Origin of the sequence: Albibacterium profundi (assembly GCF_042159835.1) — a bacterium.
GTDB classification, from domain to species: domain Bacteria; phylum Bacteroidota; class Bacteroidia; order Sphingobacteriales; family Sphingobacteriaceae; genus Albibacterium; species Albibacterium profundi.
In genome coordinates, this window is the sequence record NZ_JBBVGT010000001.1 from 139,524 (window position 1) to 156,448 (window position 16,925).

Genomic DNA, 16,925 nt, shown 5'->3' on the forward strand with positions numbered 1-16,925 from the left:
CTAATTGTATGAATATTAGAGTGAAAAGTACTTCATGTAATTATCCAGATCTTTATCACCTCTTCCTGACAAGCATAATACCACATGATCATCCTTTTGGAATTCCATTTTTTCCAACTGTGCCAGAGCATGTGCACTTTCGATTGCAGGGATAATGCCTTCTAATTGCGTCAGAAGCAGACCAGCCTGCATAGCTTCATCATCTGTGATACTCACATACTCAACACGCTTGATATCGTGCAAAAATGCATGTTGAGGGCCTATACCCGGATAATCCAAACCAGCTGAGATTGAATAAGGCTCGATAACCTGTCCGTCGTCAGTTTGCATCAGAATGGTTCTGCTGCCGTGAAGTACGCCTTCTTTCCCTAAGACAGATGTAGCCGCTGATTCGCCGCTGTAAATTCCTTTACCTGCCGCTTCGGCAGCTATTAGTTTCACTCCTTCATCGTCCAAGAAATGATAAAACATGCCAATCGCATTACTCCCTCCTCCAACACAGGCCATCACATAATCGGGTAATTTTCCAGCTTTATCCAGAATCTGCTGTTTCGCCTCTTCAGAGATAACCGACTGGAAGCGGGCAACCATATCTGGATAAGGATGTGGCCCCACAACTGACCCAATAATATAGTGGGTGTCAACCGGGTTATTAATCCAATCTCTAAGCGCCTCGTTGGTAGCATCTTTCAATGTCTTACTTCCCGATTCTGCAGCAACCACGGTAGCACCCATCATTTTCATGCGCGCTACATTTGGTGCTTGGCGTTCGATATCGATAGCACCCATATACACTACACATTCTAGTCCCTTTAATGCGCAAACCGTGGCCGTCGCTACGCCATGTTGACCTGCACCAGTCTCCGCTATAATTCGCTTCTTCCCTAAGTGCTCTGCCAATAAAATTTGACCAATCGTGTTATTGATCTTATGGGCTCCCGTATGGTTTAAATCTTCGCGCTTGAGATAAATATTAGCACCATAGCGTTCCGATAAACGCTCAGCAAGATAGAGCGGTGAAGGGCGACCGACATAGTCACGGAGTAACTGATCAAAATCATTTTTGAAGCTCGGACTTTCCATGATTTTTAGATATTCCTGTCGAAGCTCCTCTACATTCGGATAGAGCATTTCGGGAATATAAGCCCCGCCAAATTTGCCATAGTAACCTTGCTCATTTACTTGATATTTATTCATTATCTTCTTATCTATTAATATTATTTCAATATTGTTTTCAAAAGAGGAATACTCTTAATGCCCGGCTCCAGTTCAAATCGCGAGTTAACATCAATGCAATAAAGACGTTCGTCTTGTAAACTGGTAGCCGACTGAAAAGTTGCCTTATCGATACCTCCACTTAAAAAATAAGGAGTATTTTCTTTATATCCGTCCAAAATGCTCCAATCGAACTGTCTCCCCGATCCTCCGTGTAAACTAGTTTTTGTGTCAAATAAAAAATAATCTACTACTGACCGATACACCTCCAGCTGGTTAAAATCAAAGCCAGAATCTACACCAAAGGCTTTAATTAGCTCTACATTTTTTTGGCGAACAGTTTCACAGAACTCCGGACGCTCGTTCCCATGCAACTGCACCGCATCAAAGCTATATCTCGTTAGAACAGAATCGATTTCTTTCTCCGTAGCATTCACAAATACGGCGACCTTTTTCGTACCAGACAATTCGTTAAGAAACGCTAAATCTCCATGCCCTGCATAGCGAGCCGATTTTTCATAGAAAATAAATCCTATGTAATCAGGTTTCAAGGCAGCGACCTGCATTACATTTTCTTCATCTCGTAAACCACAAACTTTCGTTTTAAGCGTCCTCATTGCTTTAACAGAGCTTTAAATTTATTAATTGCGTGGCCGCCTAAAAGAGACTCCTCTGCTTTGGAATAACACTCACTAAACGCAGCATCTTGGTCGATCGTGTTGATAGCAATCGCTGCATTAGCCAGCACTACTTTATTCTGTGTATCAGTACCTTTACCGCTCAGAATGCGCGTAAATACTTTAGCTGCTTCCTCAACCGTTTCGCCTCCACGAATCTCATTCGGGTCGATAGCTTCGAAACCCAACTCTTTAATATCCACAATCTGCTCGGCCCTGTTTGTAATAATTTTATAATCACCTGTCAAGGATACCTCATCATAGCCATCCAATGCATGGATGACACTGAATTGTTTATTCGTTTTCTGATAGATATAACCGTATAGTCTCGCCAACTCCAAACTGAAGACGCCCACCGATTGGTAAATCGGGTTGGCCGGATTGATCATCGGGCCCAACATATTGAAAAATGTTTTCACTCCCAATTCTTTGCGAATCGGAGCAACATTCTTCATTGCCGGATGAAAAAGCGGGGCGTGTAAAAAGCATATATTCGCTTCATCGAGTGATCGCGATATTTCATCTTGATCATTTGAAAATTGGTAACCTAAATATTCCATTACGTTAGATGAACCGCAGCCTGAAGACACCCCATAGTTACCGTGTTTAGCCACTTTATGACCTGCGCCGGCCACAATGAATGATGCCAATGTGGAAATATTAAAGGTATTTTTTCCATCGCCACCTGTTCCGCATAAATCAATCAGTTCGTAACCGTTATAATCTCTTTTCAAGCTTAAATCGTACATTGAATCTCTAAAACCTGCAAGTTCCTCTTCACGAATCGATCGCATACTATAAGCCGTCATAAATGCAGCGATCTGAGACAGATTGTATTTCCCGGTTGCTATATTCGTTAAGATCTCATGAGCTTCTTTCCGACTAAAGCTGCGATGTTCGAATAAGTGATTTAATATTTTCTTCATTTTATTTCCAAAAAAAAAGCTTGTCGTTTAGACAAGCCTCTGTTTTTTTATTATGTAAATATTAATATATAGAAGTCATGTCACAAGGTTTTATCCTTTGTGCCACCAATTAATATTTACGTTATTGTTAACCATTTTTCTGTTGTTATGCCAAATATGAATAATAATTTCGAAACAAACAAAAATTTCTAAAAATGGCCATCACTCTACTGGTTCTACTGCCATCGTATCCGCTTCTATGGAATCCATCGTCGCACTGTCAACCGGTGTATCGTCCAGGACAGTCGCATTGTTTTCTACCGAACGAATTCCCTTAGTTTTTCTAGCGGCATTTTCGGCTACGATTCGATCTACTTCGTTTTCAAATTGTCCTGTAAAGGTAGCGACGCCGTCTTCTACAGTTACTTCAACTCCCGGAGGCAAACTCTCCGCTATTGTTTCCTGTGCTTTGGTATCTAATTTATTTGGCGACGTGCATGCAAATAGGAACAGGCTTATAGCTGTAACTGATACCAATAAGTAGATGAGCTTTTTCATAATTTCCATTTTTTTGGTTCACACATTTATGTTGGTTATATGGTTGAATATACAAAAAAAGAGAATAAGTAACAATTCTATTGCAATATCCTTTGTACCGTATCATCTATACCGACGATATTTTTTATTATCACGTAAAAATTGGATATATTTACTCTATAATACTATTTCTATGGTTGCGATTATAACTGGAGACATCATAAATTCGTCTAAAGTCGATATTGACAAATGGTTGCCATTATTAAAGGCGACATTACTCCACTTTGGCAAGGCTCCCAAACAATGGGATATTTATCGCGGTGATAGTTTTCAACTAAAGGTTGACGAACCCGCAGATGCTTTAGAAGTTGCTTTGATTATAAAGGCATCCGTAAAGACACTAAAAGAACTAGACGTGCGGATGTCAATGGGCTTCGGCGACATCACTCATGATGCATTCCGAATCACCGAATCAAACGGAACAGCATTCATCCATTCCGGCGAACGATTCGAAACGTTAAAAAAAGACAAAATAAACCTAGCTGTAAAAAGCGACTGGGAACATTTTGATCTTGATATCAATATGTTTCTCAAGCTCGCGCTACTGACGATGGACCAATGGACTGAAAACTCGGCAGAAATTGTTCGTCTAGCTCTTCTCAACCCCGACAAGTCGCAAGCCGAACTCGGCAGTCTGATTGGTATCAAACAAAATACGGTGAGCACGCGTCTAAAACGATCTGCTTTCGATGAAATTCAAGCTATGAACCTACTGTACCGTAAAAAAATAAAGGAGCTTAAATGATCATTCTTATTAAACTGCTGCTCGCCCATCTATTAGGCGATTTTGTTCTGCAACCAAGCAAATGGGCTAAAGCAAAAGAAGAATTAAAGATTAAAGCCTATCAGCTGTATCTTCATATCGGCATTCATTTTATTTTGATTTTATTATTGATTTGGGACTGGGAATTTTGGCCTTGGGCATTAATAATTGCTAGCAGTCACTTGATAATCGACAGCCTAAAGATTTATTTACAAAAGCCCGGCAACGCAAGAACACTTTTCTTCGCCGATCAACTGCTCCATCTGCTCGTCATCGTTGTAATCTGGTTTCTTTACCATCAAAACTTTCAACTATGGCTTCAATCTTTTGACGAAAACAACCTAACAAAACTTCTACTCTGGATTTCTGCTTTTGTTTTTTTAACCAAACCCCTCTCGGTTGCTATACGGATCTTCATCTCAAAATGGACTCCACATACGGAGAACAACAAGAATGATTCGCTCCAAAGTGCAGGAGAATACATAGGCTATCTCGAGCGGATTCTGATATTTATATTTATCATTATCAACCAATTAGAGGCAGTCGGCTTTTTATTGGCAGCCAAATCGATTTTCCGTTTTGGAGATCTTACCGCATCAAAAGATCGTAAACTCACAGAATACGTACTTATCGGCACATTGCTCAGCTTTGGTGCAGCGATATGTACGTCTCTGTTGTTTGGCTACTTACTGACCTTGCTATAAACCAGCTGTTTAATTTAATAGCTGATTGCTGTATAGACGATATTCACCAGCTTCTATTATTGTAGTCAACTGGCTTTCCGCAAGCACCAGTTCATTGCCACTTGCATAATCTGTCCACCTGCCCGTTTTCATATCGATACTTATTGGTTGCTCGGTCACACCAAAATTCCCGATCAGCCATAGTTCATGATCGCCGTCTTTCAAGTGAATCGACTTAACCGCGCCACCCACATTATGAACCAAGTCGCCTCTATTAAAGATGGGGTTATTAATCTTCATCTTTATATATTTTGAAAATGAGTTCATCAGCTTAGCCCGATCTGCATTCTTCTGGTATTCCCATAGAATCGGCTTCTCACCAGTGCGACCGTTTTGATCAATGGATACATCGTAACCCAACTCACCAAATTGCCATATCATCTTCGGTCCTGGTGCCGTCATCAAAAATGCAACAGCCATCTCCTGTCTCGCTAAAGCAGTTTTCAAATCGGTCACCCGATAAGAACCCTCTGACCTTCCCCAAGTCAGATTTTTAAACATCATGCGTTCTTCATCATGGCTCTCCATATAGGTGATCAAGTGATCAGCAGAGCTGAAGCCTCGATTTTTATAAAACATCCTAGACAAGTCCGAATTGTCGACCCAACCCATTGTTGCCTCGTTAAAACTATAATTCATGTTATTCCACAGCATCATCCCTTCTGCCGCTAGAGCTTTCTCTTCTTCATCCGCCGCAAAATGCTCCAGAATAACGTAGAAGCCATTGTCGTCTAACGATCTGATATAATTATTATAATCTTTCCAGATGGCGACCCTACTTGCATCGTAAGCCGACCAGGCACCTACACCACCATCGCCAGTACCGGAATCTTTTTGGGTAAAGCCCTTTGACAGATCAAAACGGAAACCGTCAATACGAAACTCCTCCATCCAAAATTTGATCACATTTTTCACAAAGTACTTCGTGTCCAAACTCTCATGATTAAAATCATAACCCACGTTATACGGATGTCTTGCGGTGCTGTTGAACCAAGGATTTTCAGCAGTAGGCGCTTTCGTTTGTTCATTAAAATACAGTTGCACCATCGGTGATTGCCCAAAGGAATGATTCAGAACCATATCGATAATCACGGCGATTCCTTCATCATGGCAGCGATCAATAAATTCTTTTAGCTGATTTTTGGAACCATAATATTTATCCACCGCAAAGTAAAATGAGGGGTTGTATCCCCAACTTAAATTGGCTTCAAACTCATTCACCGGCATCAGTTCCACGGCATTCACTCCCAGTCGCTTCAAATAACCAATCGTATCAATTAGCGTACTGTAATAATTGCTTTCAAGAAAATCGCGGACAAGAAGCTCATAAATTACCAAGTCTTTTTTAGCAGGTCTCTTAAAATTTGAAGAAGTCCATGAATATTCATCTTGTTCCATCTGCAGCACACTAACAATCCCTTCTGTTTTACCATCAGGATACCCTTTGTCGCCTGAATACCGTTGATCATTAATATATCGGTCGTTCCAAGGATCCAGTATTTTCTCCGTGTAGGGGTCTGCGATCCTAATTTCGCCGTCAACCAAATATTGGTAAGCGTATTCCCGACTCGCATCTAGACCATCAACCTGAATCCACCAACGTTTCCCGTCTGGTGTCCGTGTCATTAAGCTTTCATCACTCACTGTCCAGTTATTAAAATCGCCAAGCACATGCACCGTTTCCTTACCGGGTGCAAAAAGATTAAAAATGACCGATGAGCCATTCAATACATTCGCACCATCGACAAGTCCTTCTGGCAAATCTGCCTCTACTTGGCCGGGCTGCTCCTCGTCTGTATTCGGAACTTCCTTTTTCTGACATGAAAATACCAGAAAAAGAAATGCAGCTAGCAACATTCGTTTCGTTTTCATTTTAATTTGTTTTGAATTGCGATTTTTCATCACGAACAAATAATACGGCAATGGCAGCCATGAGCATTGCAACCCCTGCTAATACAATTGCATAAATAGCCTCGCCACCAAAAAATTCCTTCACGATCCATCCACCTAAAAAACCATTGACAATCTGAGGAAAGGTTATAAAGAAGTTAAAGAGCCCCATGTAGACTCCCATTTTATAAGGTGGAATTGAATCGGCCAGAATCGCATAGGGCATTGCGAGAATACTTCCCCATGCAAAACCCACTCCTATCATAGATACAATTAGCAGCGATGGGTCACTTATAAAAAAAACAGATATCAATCCGATTCCTCCCGCTGTCAGCGATGCCGCATGAGTAGCCTTTTGACCAATCCTTTTAGCTATCGACGGTAGCATTAAGGCAAACAATGCAGACACACCATTGTAGATTCCAAATAGGATACCAACCCAATTGGCCGCATCTGCATATCCTAGTGATGAGGTATCAGATGCACTTAAACCATACACATGTTGGGCGATAGCCGGAGTTGAAAATACCCACATCGAGAATAATGCAAACCAAGAAAAAAACTGAACCAATCCCAGTTGTTTCATCGCTGTAGGCATTGCTGCGAAATCTTTAAAAATATGCTTTAGCCCCTTAGCGCGCTCCTCTTCTCGTACGATATCTGGATGGAAGTCGGCCAACTCTTCGTCGTTATACTCCTTCGTCTTCAGCACGGTCCACCCTAAGGCAATCAACATCACGGTGGCACCCGCATAAAATGAATAAATGACATTATCAGGGATATAACCTTCGGCTGCCGTTTTAGACACCCCAAGATATTCTGCCAACAAATAGGGTAAAGCAGAACCCAGAACCGCACCAATTCCGATCAAACAGGTTTGAATCGAAAAGCCGAGACTTCGTTGTTTACTCGACAAATTATCAGCAACCAAAGCACGAAAGGGCTCCATTGCAACATTAAAGGAGGCATCCATAATCATGAGCATACCAGCGCCAATCATCAACGGCGGAACGGCAATAGCGAACAACTGTCCGGCGTTTGGCATTAAAATCAATGCAATAGCGGCAAATAACGCTCCCCCTAAGATAAAGGGTCGCCGCCTTCCAAGTCGCGTCCAAGTCCGATCACTATAATGACCAACCAAGGGTTGAATAATCATCCCGGTAAGTGGGGCAGCTAACCAAAAAAGAGATAAATGCTCAATATCAGCACCGTAGGCCTGCAAAATCCGAGAAGCATTCCCGTTTTGGAGAGCAAAGCCAAACTGAATTCCCAAGAATCCGAAACTCATATTCCATATTTGCCAAAACGACAGAAGAGGTTTTTTAACTGGTTGCTTAGTCATTGTAATTTATAGCTTGGATCCTTAATATGCTATTTTTTCCGCATTCTCCTATTGTTTATTTACAATTTTAATCTGCGATGACGCCTTAACTTCATGATATCGGTTAAATGCATGTACGGACAGATCTTTCTCTGCATTCGTATTGGATACTTTGATACCCTCGCTAGAAATCTCAACTTGGAATACGATGTCCCTAAAATTCATCATAAAGGAATAAGAATCCCATTGTTTTGGTAACATGGGCGAAAAATACACGCTGTTGCCTCTCACCCTCATTCCTGCAAAGCCTTCAACCACACTCATCCAAGTTCCCGCCATTGATGTGATGTGCAAGCCATCCTCGGTATCATTATTATAATCATCCAGATCCAAACGGGCCGTTCGGAAATATAGATCATATGCCTTGTCCTCTTTATTCAGTTTGGCAGCCAAAATAGCATGCACACAAGGCGATAACGAGCTTTCATGTACCGTTCTACTTTCATAGAAGTCGAAATTGCGTCGAATAGTTTCCAAGTCAAATTGGTCTTCAAAAAAATAAAGACCCTGTAATACATCTGCTTGCTTAATGAAAACAGAACGAAGGATCCGATCCCAGCTCCAGTGTTGATTTAGTGGCCTGTGCTTTGAATCCAAATCGCTTACCAGCGTCTGTTCCTTATCCATAAACCCATCTTGCTGCAGAAAAATTCCCAATTCCTTGTTTTCCGGCAAATACATCCTGTCAACAATCTGTTTCCAGTCGCCCGTCTCCCTTTCAATATCCAACTGCGTACGAACCAGTATATTTTGATAATCGCTGGGAGACTCCGCTTCAAGTTCCCTTAGCACCTCCATCGTATACTTCATGCACCATATTGCGATGGTATTTGTGTACCAATTGTTATTTACATTGTTTTCGTATTCATTCGGACCGGTGACTCCCAAGATCACGTAGGCTTGTTTTTCCTCGCTCCAGTTGACACGCTGTTTCCAGAATCTCGCGATAGCAATCAGCACATCCATCCCGTAGTCAGCCAAATAACGTCGATCGCCTGTATAATTCACATAGTTGTATATCGCATAGGCTATGGAGCCATTCCGATGAATTTCCTCAAAGGTAATCTCCCACTCATTATGACATTCTTCGCCATTCATCGTTACCATCGGGTACAGTGCTGCCCCATCCGTAAATCCTAGTTTTTCACCGTTCTCAATCGCCTTTTGCAGATGATGATAACGATACAGCAACAAGTTTTTAGCAACTCGACTATCAGCTGTTCTTAGATAATAGGGTATGCAATAAGCCTCTGTATCCCAGTGAGTAGCACCACCATACTTTTCGCCGGTGAAGCCTTTAGGTCCGATATTTAGACGTGGATCCTCTCCGGTATAGGTTTGATTAAGTTGGAAGATATTGAAGCGAATCGCTTGCTGTGCTGAGATGTCACCTTTAATAACTAGATCACTTTCTGCCCATTTCTTTATCCACGCCCGTTTATGATCCATAAACAGATCGTCATAACTATTTGCTTTTGTTGATGCAAGAGCGGCTTGCGATTCATTAAATAGATCATCTTTTGCCACATTCAACGAACTCAGCAAGGCAATAATCTTACATAGCGTGATTTCCTCTCCTTCACGCACATCTATCTGTAGTTTGTAACCAACATATTGTTCGCGGGTAAGCGACTCAGCAACAGGCTGAAACAAAGTACCATTTCTATAGGCACGATAATAAAATGCGGTCGATACGTCAAAAGCCGTCTTTTTTGTCCGCATCGTCAGGTATCGACAGTCGTCCTGTTCAACACGAGTAACCGGTTCCCAAAAATGCTCATCATAATTTGCATCTGCATTTCGTACATCACCGTCTAAGCCCAAAGACACTTCGATCGTTCCGTCAAAATTCAGAGGAGTAACTGTATATTGTACCGCAGCAAGTCGATCGTTGGCTATGCTGCAAAACCGCTGTGCATGAATCTTTACCTGTTTACCCGAAGGTAACTGCACCGATGCTTGGCGTTCTAGATAGCCCTCCTTCATATGGAGAGTCCGCTTAAAATCCAATATCTTACTAGTAGCAAGATCCAAACGCTCATCTCCCACCTTAATATCTATCTCAATCCAGTTGATTGAGTTAAGTACTTTGGCGAAGTACTCAGGGTATCCATTCTTCCACCATCCCACCTTGGTTTTGTCCGGATAGTAAACTCCCGCTACATAATTCCCTTGCAGACTTTCTCCAGAGTAAAACTCCTCGAAGTTAGCACGCTGGCCAAATCGGCCGTTTCCTAAACTAAATATACTTTCAGAGATTTTGTTGAAATCAGGATTAAAACCCTCTTCGACAATATTCCACTCATCTCCTTTTAAATATTCCTTCATAATGATGCACTTCCTCTATAATGGTGTCCCGTTTATAATCGATTCTAGTCTTTCAATATTCATTTCGGACAAACCTGTCACATAACCATGGGCACCCAATAAGTTCGCTGACTCAGCAACGCCGATCACCTTCATTCCCGCACGCAGCGCCGCTTCAACACCGGCCTGCGCATCCTCGAACACAGCACAGGCCTTAGGGTCAACAAACAGTAATTCAGCAGCTTTCAAAAATACCAGAGGATTAGGTTTAGATTTGGAAACCATATTCCCGTCCACCACAACTTCAAAGTAATGTCGGATCCCCGTTTTCTGTAAAATAGCTTCAGCGTTCTTGCTCGCCGACCCAACAGCCAAGTGATAGTCTGAACAAGCAAGTTCCTCTAAGAACGCTTCCGTACCAGGCAAAAGGTTACTCGAATTCATCGTCCTGATCATCGTTTTGTACCAATCGTTCTTTTGTTCAGCAAGCAAGCTCCTTTCATTCTCATTCTTAGATAGTCCCGCCCAGTCGAGAATCATCTTTAAGGATGACATCCTGTTCACCCCTTTCAACCGCTCATTATCACTTTCGCTGAAGTCAAAACCCAAACTATTAGCCAAGCGCTTCCATGCCAGAAAGTGGTAGCTTGCTGTATCAACCAACACGCCGTCTAAATCAAAAATACAGGTATTGATTTTCTGGGAACGTTCCCGAACCTTCATAAAAAAATAGTCTCGTGAAATAAAAGGTACTTCAGGACGGATATCCTGAAGTACCTAGAACTATGAAATTAATTTTTATTGATTTCCGCTTTATAACCGGATGGCTCCATATGCAGACTGATTGTATAACTACCAGCATCCGCAATTGCTATATTATCACCATCAAAGCTTAGGTTCCCTACGGCACCGCCCAGGTTAATAGCCCAATCGTCATTTGCTCTAAACTTCAATTCACCCGCAGTAAGGTTCGTCGTGATGGTCCATGTATAACTACCTTTTCCACCTTCAAACTCCATATCCGTATCAGCATCCCAGCCTCCGGCGGTAGCGTCTCCTATAATTCCCCATTCAGTTTTTAGAGCCTCATAGGTTAATGCTTCCCGGTTCATCCGCAGACGGTAGAAACCATCTTCCGTTACCATTAGGTTAGCACCACCTTCTTCATCGCTCAGCATCCCATCGCCACCATCACCTAAAGCTCCGTCCCAGCCACCTTGCGTCGGCAAGAACTTAAATCCACCGTCCTCAGCCACTAGGTAGACAAAGATTTCAAACTTGTCTTTGCTGACATCATCGTCACCGTCGGTGTACATTCTCATCGGAATAGCCGCCGATGGTTCCCAACCGGCACCGGTTGATCCACCAACGAGGAAGAATACCGGATCTCCTTCGGTAAAGGTAATAGCCTTTGTCTTTTCCACGTTGGTACCGCCTATTGCATAGACAACTTGGATGAGATGTTCACCTAACCAAGCATCGTCAGCCGGCACAGCAATTTCATGAGTCAAGATGTGTTTGTTCTCTGGATTATCAATCGTTGCAGAATAAATACTTTCCCCTCCTCCGGCTGGAACAACCGAAAGGGTAAGACTAGTTACATTGTTTGCAACCAACCCGACTTCAACCGTGCTACCTAAAAGTGCGCTGGATGGTGTAGTATTGCTGATCGACACGATCGACTCGTCGATTCCATGCTCTACTTTCTTACAGGAAGAAAAAGCCAGTAGCCCCACGAGCATCAGGAAAAGCGATCTATATAAATTTAAATATTTTCGTTTCATTTTGATCTGATTTTAATTCGTATATCCCGGATTTGGATCTAAATTTTCATTGGTATTTAGAGCATCTTGTGGAACAGGGAAGATTCGCTTGTATGTCTCACTTGGATTAGCCGGTTTAAATAACATTGCATCCTCCCAATGTTCAAAACGGATCATGTCGGTCCGTCGCGTTACTTCAAAGGTTAATTCAAGTGCTCGTTCAGTATAGATGGCATCTAAGTTCAAACTTGCAGCAGTGTATAACTCGCTAGCATCTCCAGGAAAAGCTCTTGCCCGTATTTGATTCACCAAATCCACAGCCTCAGTAACCGTACCATTACCGGCACCGCGCAATATCGCTTCTGCTTTCATCAGATATACATCTGCCAAGCGATAAACCACGACATCATTACCTGCGTTATTACTAACTTGATTTTTATCCGGATAATATTTAACATTCCTTGCACCTGCCAATCGTCCGATGTTATCATCACCACCAATGTCGAATTCAGAACCATCAACCAATTCATAACCATAAGGATCTAAAATAACGTTTACTCCATTGAACACCAAAGGTTGCCCAGTAGCGTCGTACTGCTGACCATAAAGCCACTGTTTCGTACGGTAATCGTCTTCATCAAAAAGATCGAAATATGCCGGTTGTGCACTCCATCCATTCCATGTATTTACACTCAAGCCATAGGTTAAGCGATGGCCGTAATGCAATACTTTATTGAAAAGCTGGTTTCCTGTTGCACGAGCCGGATCAAAGGGGATAGAGAAAATAGGCTCTGTATTCGCCGGACCATTATCTGGCATAAATTGTGCAAAATAATCACTCTCCAAGCTGTATCTACCTGATTCTATGACCGCATTGGCATGTGTTACCACTTTATCCCATTGAGGGGTACCTGTATATACCTCGGCATTTAAATACAGTTTAGCCAAGAGCGTATGCGCCATCCATTTGGTTGGTCTGGCATAAGTCTGCTCCGACTTCTCTTCGCTCAAGTACTGTAAGTTTTCTTCCAATTCTGTTGCGATAAAATTGTAGATATCTGCACGACTCTGCGTTTCGGGTAAATCCGCCCGATCGTCGAATGTAGTTACCAATGGTAGATTACCATAGGCATCCATCATCAAATAGTAGTACCAAGCTCGCATTGTCTTGATCTCAGCCATGGTCTGTGTCTTCAGATCAGACTCTTCCGTCTGTTCAAAAATACTTAGGATACGGTTACACGTACCGATAGCATTAAAGCCCCAATTCCAGGCATTCCCAACTACTTCATGAGATGATGACCATGTGTGGAAGTGCATATCACGCCACTTACCACCATCAAACCAGTCTCCTCCGCGTGTAGGGATCACCACTTCATCAGAACCTGCTGTCTGCAGATCAAAATAATCTCCGAAGTATCCTCTTGCAGCTGTATAAACCGGACCTGTTAAGGCCACAAACTGCGCTGGTGTTTTCGGAAAATTATCCTCCGTATAAGCTGAGTACATCTTATCGTCAAACTTGGTACATGACTGGCTAAAAGCCAGAAGTAGACCAGCTGTCAATAAACTAAATTTCTTTATATAGGTTTTCATTTTCTATCCGTTTTATAATTAAAAGTTCACGTTAATTCCCAACAAGAAGGATCTTGTTTTTGGATAGTAATTACGATCGTCAATCCCCGGAGCCAGCCCGCCTAGATTTACCTCTGGGTCTACACCTGTGTAATCTGTGACTGTAAACAGATTCTGACCCGTCAAGTAAATTCTCGCACTATTGAAGAACCTCCAGTTACTAACATCAAACGTATAGCCGATAGTCGCATTCTCCAATCGTAAGAAAGAACCGTCTTCTAAGAAACGACTCGAAGCGATGGTCGGTGTTTCGAAGATACCTTCCTCCATAGCGTCTTTTGAAATATTGGTAATTCCAGCTTGCGGTAATCGTGATAGATCCGCACGAGTGGCATTAAAGATTTTATTGCCGTACACACCGCGGAAGAAAAAGCCCAAATCAAATTGTTTGTAGCTAAACGAGTTGTTCCATCCATAAGTAAACTTAGGAAGTGCATAACCCATCACTTGATAATCGTCACGCGCAGTAATCTGATCGGCTGTTACCAATTCTCCCTCCGTATTCTGATAAATTGTTTTTTGAGCTTCTTCATCGTAACCAACGTACTTAGCCGTATAAAAAGTACCTACAGGCTGACCTGGTAGGACGATGGCGACGGTTTGACCAGTCCAGCCTTCCAAGCCAATAGATCCTTCATAGCGCTCAGATACACTTAGATTACCAATATTACTCGATAGATTACCAACTCGGTTTTGGTTATGCGCGAAGTTCACTGATGTATTCCAAGTAAAATCTTCTTTATCAATAGCCAGAGCACTTAAAGCAACTTCTACTCCTTTGTTTGTCATCGTTGCACCGTTTGCGAGAAGACGATCGTGCTGATAAGGCGGTGTTGGCACTGAATATTCATAAAGTAAATCTTCGGTTTCCTTATTATAATATTCAACCGTACCGTTTAAACGTCCATTCAAGAATGCAAAATCCAAACCAATATTCAGCATGGATGTCGTTTCCCACTTCAAGTCCGGATTCGGGTTTTGGTTAACACCGTAGCTATTCAGCCATTCACCGTTATACATAAACTGACCACCCTGCTGTCCGAAGATGGTAATCGATTTATACGGATCGATGTTCTGATTTCCTGATACACCATAACCGGCGCGAAGTTTCAAATCGCTTAAGATATCTTGATCCTTTAAAAAAGCTTCCTCACTGATGCGCCAAGCTGCTGAAACGGATGGAAAGGTTGCCCAACGGTTGTTCGCACCAAACTTCGAAGAACCATCCCGGCGAACGGTTGCATTGATCATGTATTTACCATTGTAGTTGTACCCAATACGACCGTAGAACGAAATAAGTAGTGATTCTAATTTCCATGGGTAATCCGCGAAATGACGATATCCTACTGGCGGAGTAGCTGCATCAGGATTATTTGCACCCAAATCGTCCGATAAGAAACCTGTGGTTCTCAGCCTCACACCGTCATTGTCGATTGTCCGCTGATATGAATAACCCACCATCGCATTAAAGCTGTGTTCGTTGATGCTCTTGTCGTAATTTAAGAATGACTCCAAAATCTTATCCGTATTCTTCAAATTGTCACGCTCAGCATAACCAACTCCCAATGCATTTGATGCAAAATCAGTTGTATGCATATAATAGTTTCTGTCGCTATTCTGGCGCTGGTAAGAACCTATATTTGTCCAGGTTAAGTCCTCTATAATATCAAGCTCCGCTTTCACCGTAGCCAACAAAATATTTCTGTTGCGATTTTCATCACGCTGATTCAGCATAGCTACCGGGTTCATATAACCTGTACGGCCAGGAACTTGAAAGTAACCCCCATATTGTGAATAGAATGGATCATCGGTCATGATAGGTGATACCGGAACGAAGCGCGCGGCACCATTGAAAATTCCGTAGTCAACATGATTGGAACTAATGATACTGTTAGCCACATTTAGTGACAAACGCAAACGGTCATCAAAAGCATTTTGATCTACCCCCAAACGAGAAACTATACGCTCTATATCACTACGCTTTACAATACCTTCGTTTTTGAAATAATTCACCGAAGCATTGTAGCGTGTACCCTCACTCCCGCCTGTTAAAGAAACGTTGTGATTGTGAGAAACACCCGTACGGGTAATTGCATCTTGCCAATCGGTTTTCGCACCCGCTTCACTTTCAGAAACGCTTAACCCGTTATCTGCAAGAAACTGTGTGTACTCGTCGGCACTCAAAACATTAACGCGACTTGAAACGCTTTCCGTAGCAGCATAGCCGCTGTATGATAACACTGGTTTTCCAGCTTTACCACGCTTCGTTGTTACGAAAATAACTCCATTCGCAGCGCGGGAACCATATATCGCTGTCGATGATGCATCCTTCATCACGTCCATGGAAACAATGTCGTCTGGCGAAACCAGGTCGATATTAGCACCCGGCACCCCGTCGATCACGTAAAAAGGTGCTGTCGAAGCTGTCAAAGATGAAGGGCCACGCAACTGGATCGTAGCGCCTGCGGTCGGGTCACCTCCTGAACGAGTAATAGTCAATCCCGGCACCTTGCCTTGAAGTAATTGATCTGGCGTTGCCACAACACCCTTGTTAAAGTCTTCTGCCGTTACGCTACTTACCGAACCGGTTAAATCACTTTTTCGCTGAGTACCATAACCGATAACAACTACCTCCGTTAATGCCTCCGCAACAGGCACCATTTCGACATTAAGCTGCGTATTAGCTTCCACATTAACGCTTTGCTTTGATTCTTGATAACCGATAAAGTTGAATGTCAAAGTCTGCATTCCGAGAGGTACGCCAGTAAGCGTATACACACCGTCTGCGTCGGTCGCCGTACCTATCGTTGTTCCGTCGACGCCAATCGTCACACCGGGAAGCGGCTGGCGATTTTCATCCAAGACCTGTCCACTTATCTGTCCATTTTGTGCATATAAGCTTAACGAACAAATAAAAAGAACAAGTAAAAGAAACGTCTTTTTTAAGTAGATTCTTTCCATATGATATTTGGTTAAATAGGGTTTATAATGAGCGTTTACAATCGCACATTGAAACAAATATAGTCGGGAACGTTCCCGAAACAAA

13 protein-coding genes are annotated in these 16,925 nt (G+C 42.5%); 2 read left to right on the forward strand and 11 right to left on the reverse strand.

Annotated features, from left to right (window positions below; genetic code table 11):
• Nucleotides 1-15: 15 nt before the first annotated feature.
• From trpB to WKR92_RS00670, 4 genes are all read right to left on the reverse strand, one after another.
• Nucleotides 16-1,197 (reverse strand): tryptophan synthase subunit beta, encoded by a 1,182-nt coding sequence (gene trpB / locus WKR92_RS00655; RefSeq protein ID WP_375555911.1) that lies wholly within the window; start codon nt 1,195-1,197, stop codon nt 16-18.
• A 20-nt stretch (nt 1,198-1,217) separates the two neighbouring features.
• Nucleotides 1,218-1,832 (reverse strand): phosphoribosylanthranilate isomerase, encoded by a 615-nt coding sequence (locus tag WKR92_RS00660; protein WP_375555912.1) that lies wholly within the window; start codon nt 1,830-1,832, stop codon nt 1,218-1,220.
• On the reverse strand, nt 1,829-2,818 hold the full coding sequence (gene trpD, locus WKR92_RS00665) for an anthranilate phosphoribosyltransferase (protein WP_375555913.1): 990 nt from the start codon (nt 2,816-2,818) through the stop codon (nt 1,829-1,831). The genes WKR92_RS00660 and trpD overlap by 4 nt, the downstream gene beginning before the upstream one ends.
• Nucleotides 2,819-3,019: 201 nt before the next feature.
• Nucleotides 3,020-3,355 carry a BON domain-containing protein gene (locus tag WKR92_RS00670; RefSeq protein ID WP_375555914.1) on the reverse strand — a complete coding sequence of 112 codons (336 nt, stop codon included), beginning with the start codon at nt 3,353-3,355 and terminating at the stop codon, nt 3,020-3,022.
• A gap of 172 nt (nt 3,356-3,527) precedes the next feature.
• Between WKR92_RS00670 and WKR92_RS00675 the strand changes: the two genes are divergently transcribed.
• Together WKR92_RS00675 and WKR92_RS00680 are read left to right on the forward strand one after the other, a co-directional pair.
• On the forward strand, nt 3,528-4,139 hold the full coding sequence (locus WKR92_RS00675) for an RNA polymerase sigma factor sigma-70 region 4 domain-containing protein (protein WP_375555915.1): 612 nt from the start codon (nt 3,528-3,530) through the stop codon (nt 4,137-4,139).
• Nucleotides 4,136-4,861: a DUF3307 domain-containing protein gene (locus WKR92_RS00680; RefSeq protein ID WP_375555916.1), complete on the forward strand. Its 726-nt coding sequence runs from the start codon at nt 4,136-4,138 to the stop codon at nt 4,859-4,861. Before WKR92_RS00675 ends, WKR92_RS00680 begins: the two co-directional genes overlap by 4 nt.
• 9 nt (nt 4,862-4,870) lie before the next feature.
• Here the strand turns inward: WKR92_RS00680 and WKR92_RS00685 are convergent, their stop codons facing one another.
• From WKR92_RS00685 to WKR92_RS00715, 7 genes are all read right to left on the reverse strand, one after another.
• The gene (locus WKR92_RS00685; protein WP_375555917.1) at nt 4,871-6,772 is read right to left on the reverse strand and encodes an alpha-amylase family glycosyl hydrolase; all 1,902 of its coding nucleotides are present in this window, start codon (nt 6,770-6,772) and stop codon (nt 4,871-4,873) included.
• A gap of 1 nt (nt 6,773) precedes the next feature.
• On the reverse strand, nt 6,774-8,135 hold the full coding sequence (locus tag WKR92_RS00690; protein ID WP_375555918.1) for an MFS transporter: 1,362 nt from the start codon (nt 8,133-8,135) through the stop codon (nt 6,774-6,776).
• 48 nt (nt 8,136-8,183) lie between these two features.
• A complete protein-coding gene (locus WKR92_RS00695) occupies nt 8,184-10,502 on the reverse strand; it encodes a family 65 glycosyl hydrolase domain-containing protein (protein ID WP_375555919.1) in 2,319 nt (772 codons plus the stop codon).
• A gap of 15 nt (nt 10,503-10,517) precedes the next feature.
• Nucleotides 10,518-11,204, reverse strand: a complete 687-nt coding sequence (pgmB, locus tag WKR92_RS00700; RefSeq protein WP_375555920.1) for a beta-phosphoglucomutase — start codon at nt 11,202-11,204, stop codon at nt 10,518-10,520.
• 68 nt (nt 11,205-11,272) lie between these two features.
• Nucleotides 11,273-12,265, reverse strand: coding sequence for a cadherin repeat domain-containing protein (locus tag WKR92_RS00705; RefSeq protein WP_375555921.1), 993 nt, complete (start codon nt 12,263-12,265; stop codon nt 11,273-11,275).
• Nucleotides 12,266-12,277: 12 nt separating this feature from the next.
• Nucleotides 12,278-13,840, reverse strand: coding sequence for a RagB/SusD family nutrient uptake outer membrane protein (locus tag WKR92_RS00710; RefSeq protein ID WP_375555922.1), 1,563 nt, complete (start codon nt 13,838-13,840; stop codon nt 12,278-12,280).
• 18 nt (nt 13,841-13,858) lie between these two features.
• A complete protein-coding gene (locus tag WKR92_RS00715; RefSeq protein ID WP_375555923.1) occupies nt 13,859-16,840 on the reverse strand; it encodes a SusC/RagA family TonB-linked outer membrane protein in 2,982 nt (993 codons plus the stop codon).
• Between the last annotated feature and the right edge of the window lie 85 nt (nt 16,841-16,925).

Bases quoted from the DNA above. Each gene is read 5' to 3' on its own strand.
- WKR92_RS00675 (WP_375555915.1), top strand. From the start codon at position 3,528: ATGGTTGCGATTATAACTGGAGACATCATAAATTCGTCTAAAGTCGAT.
- WKR92_RS00695 (WP_375555919.1), bottom strand. From the start codon at position 10,502: ATGAAGGAATATTTAAAAGGAGATGAGTGGAATATTGTCGAAGAGGGT.
- trpD (WP_375555913.1), bottom strand. From the start codon at position 2,818: ATGAAGAAAATATTAAATCACTTATTCGAACATCGCAGCTTTAGTCGG.
- WKR92_RS00670 (WP_375555914.1), bottom strand. From the start codon at position 3,355: ATGAAAAAGCTCATCTACTTATTGGTATCAGTTACAGCTATAAGCCTG.
- WKR92_RS00705 (WP_375555921.1), bottom strand. From the start codon at position 12,265: ATGAAACGAAAATATTTAAATTTATATAGATCGCTTTTCCTGATGCTC.
- WKR92_RS00660 (WP_375555912.1), bottom strand. From the start codon at position 1,832: ATGAGGACGCTTAAAACGAAAGTTTGTGGTTTACGAGATGAAGAAAAT.
- WKR92_RS00680 (WP_375555916.1), top strand. From the start codon at position 4,136: ATGATCATTCTTATTAAACTGCTGCTCGCCCATCTATTAGGCGATTTT.
- WKR92_RS00685 (WP_375555917.1), bottom strand. From the start codon at position 6,772: ATGAAAACGAAACGAATGTTGCTAGCTGCATTTCTTTTTCTGGTATTT.
- pgmB (WP_375555920.1), bottom strand. From the start codon at position 11,204: ATGAAGGTTCGGGAACGTTCCCAGAAAATCAATACCTGTATTTTTGAT.
- WKR92_RS00690 (WP_375555918.1), bottom strand. From the start codon at position 8,135: ATGACTAAGCAACCAGTTAAAAAACCTCTTCTGTCGTTTTGGCAAATA.
- trpB (WP_375555911.1), bottom strand. From the start codon at position 1,197: ATGAATAAATATCAAGTAAATGAGCAAGGTTACTATGGCAAATTTGGC.
- WKR92_RS00710 (WP_375555922.1), bottom strand. From the start codon at position 13,840: ATGAAAACCTATATAAAGAAATTTAGTTTATTGACAGCTGGTCTACTT.
- WKR92_RS00715 (WP_375555923.1), bottom strand. From the start codon at position 16,840: ATGGAAAGAATCTACTTAAAAAAGACGTTTCTTTTACTTGTTCTTTTT.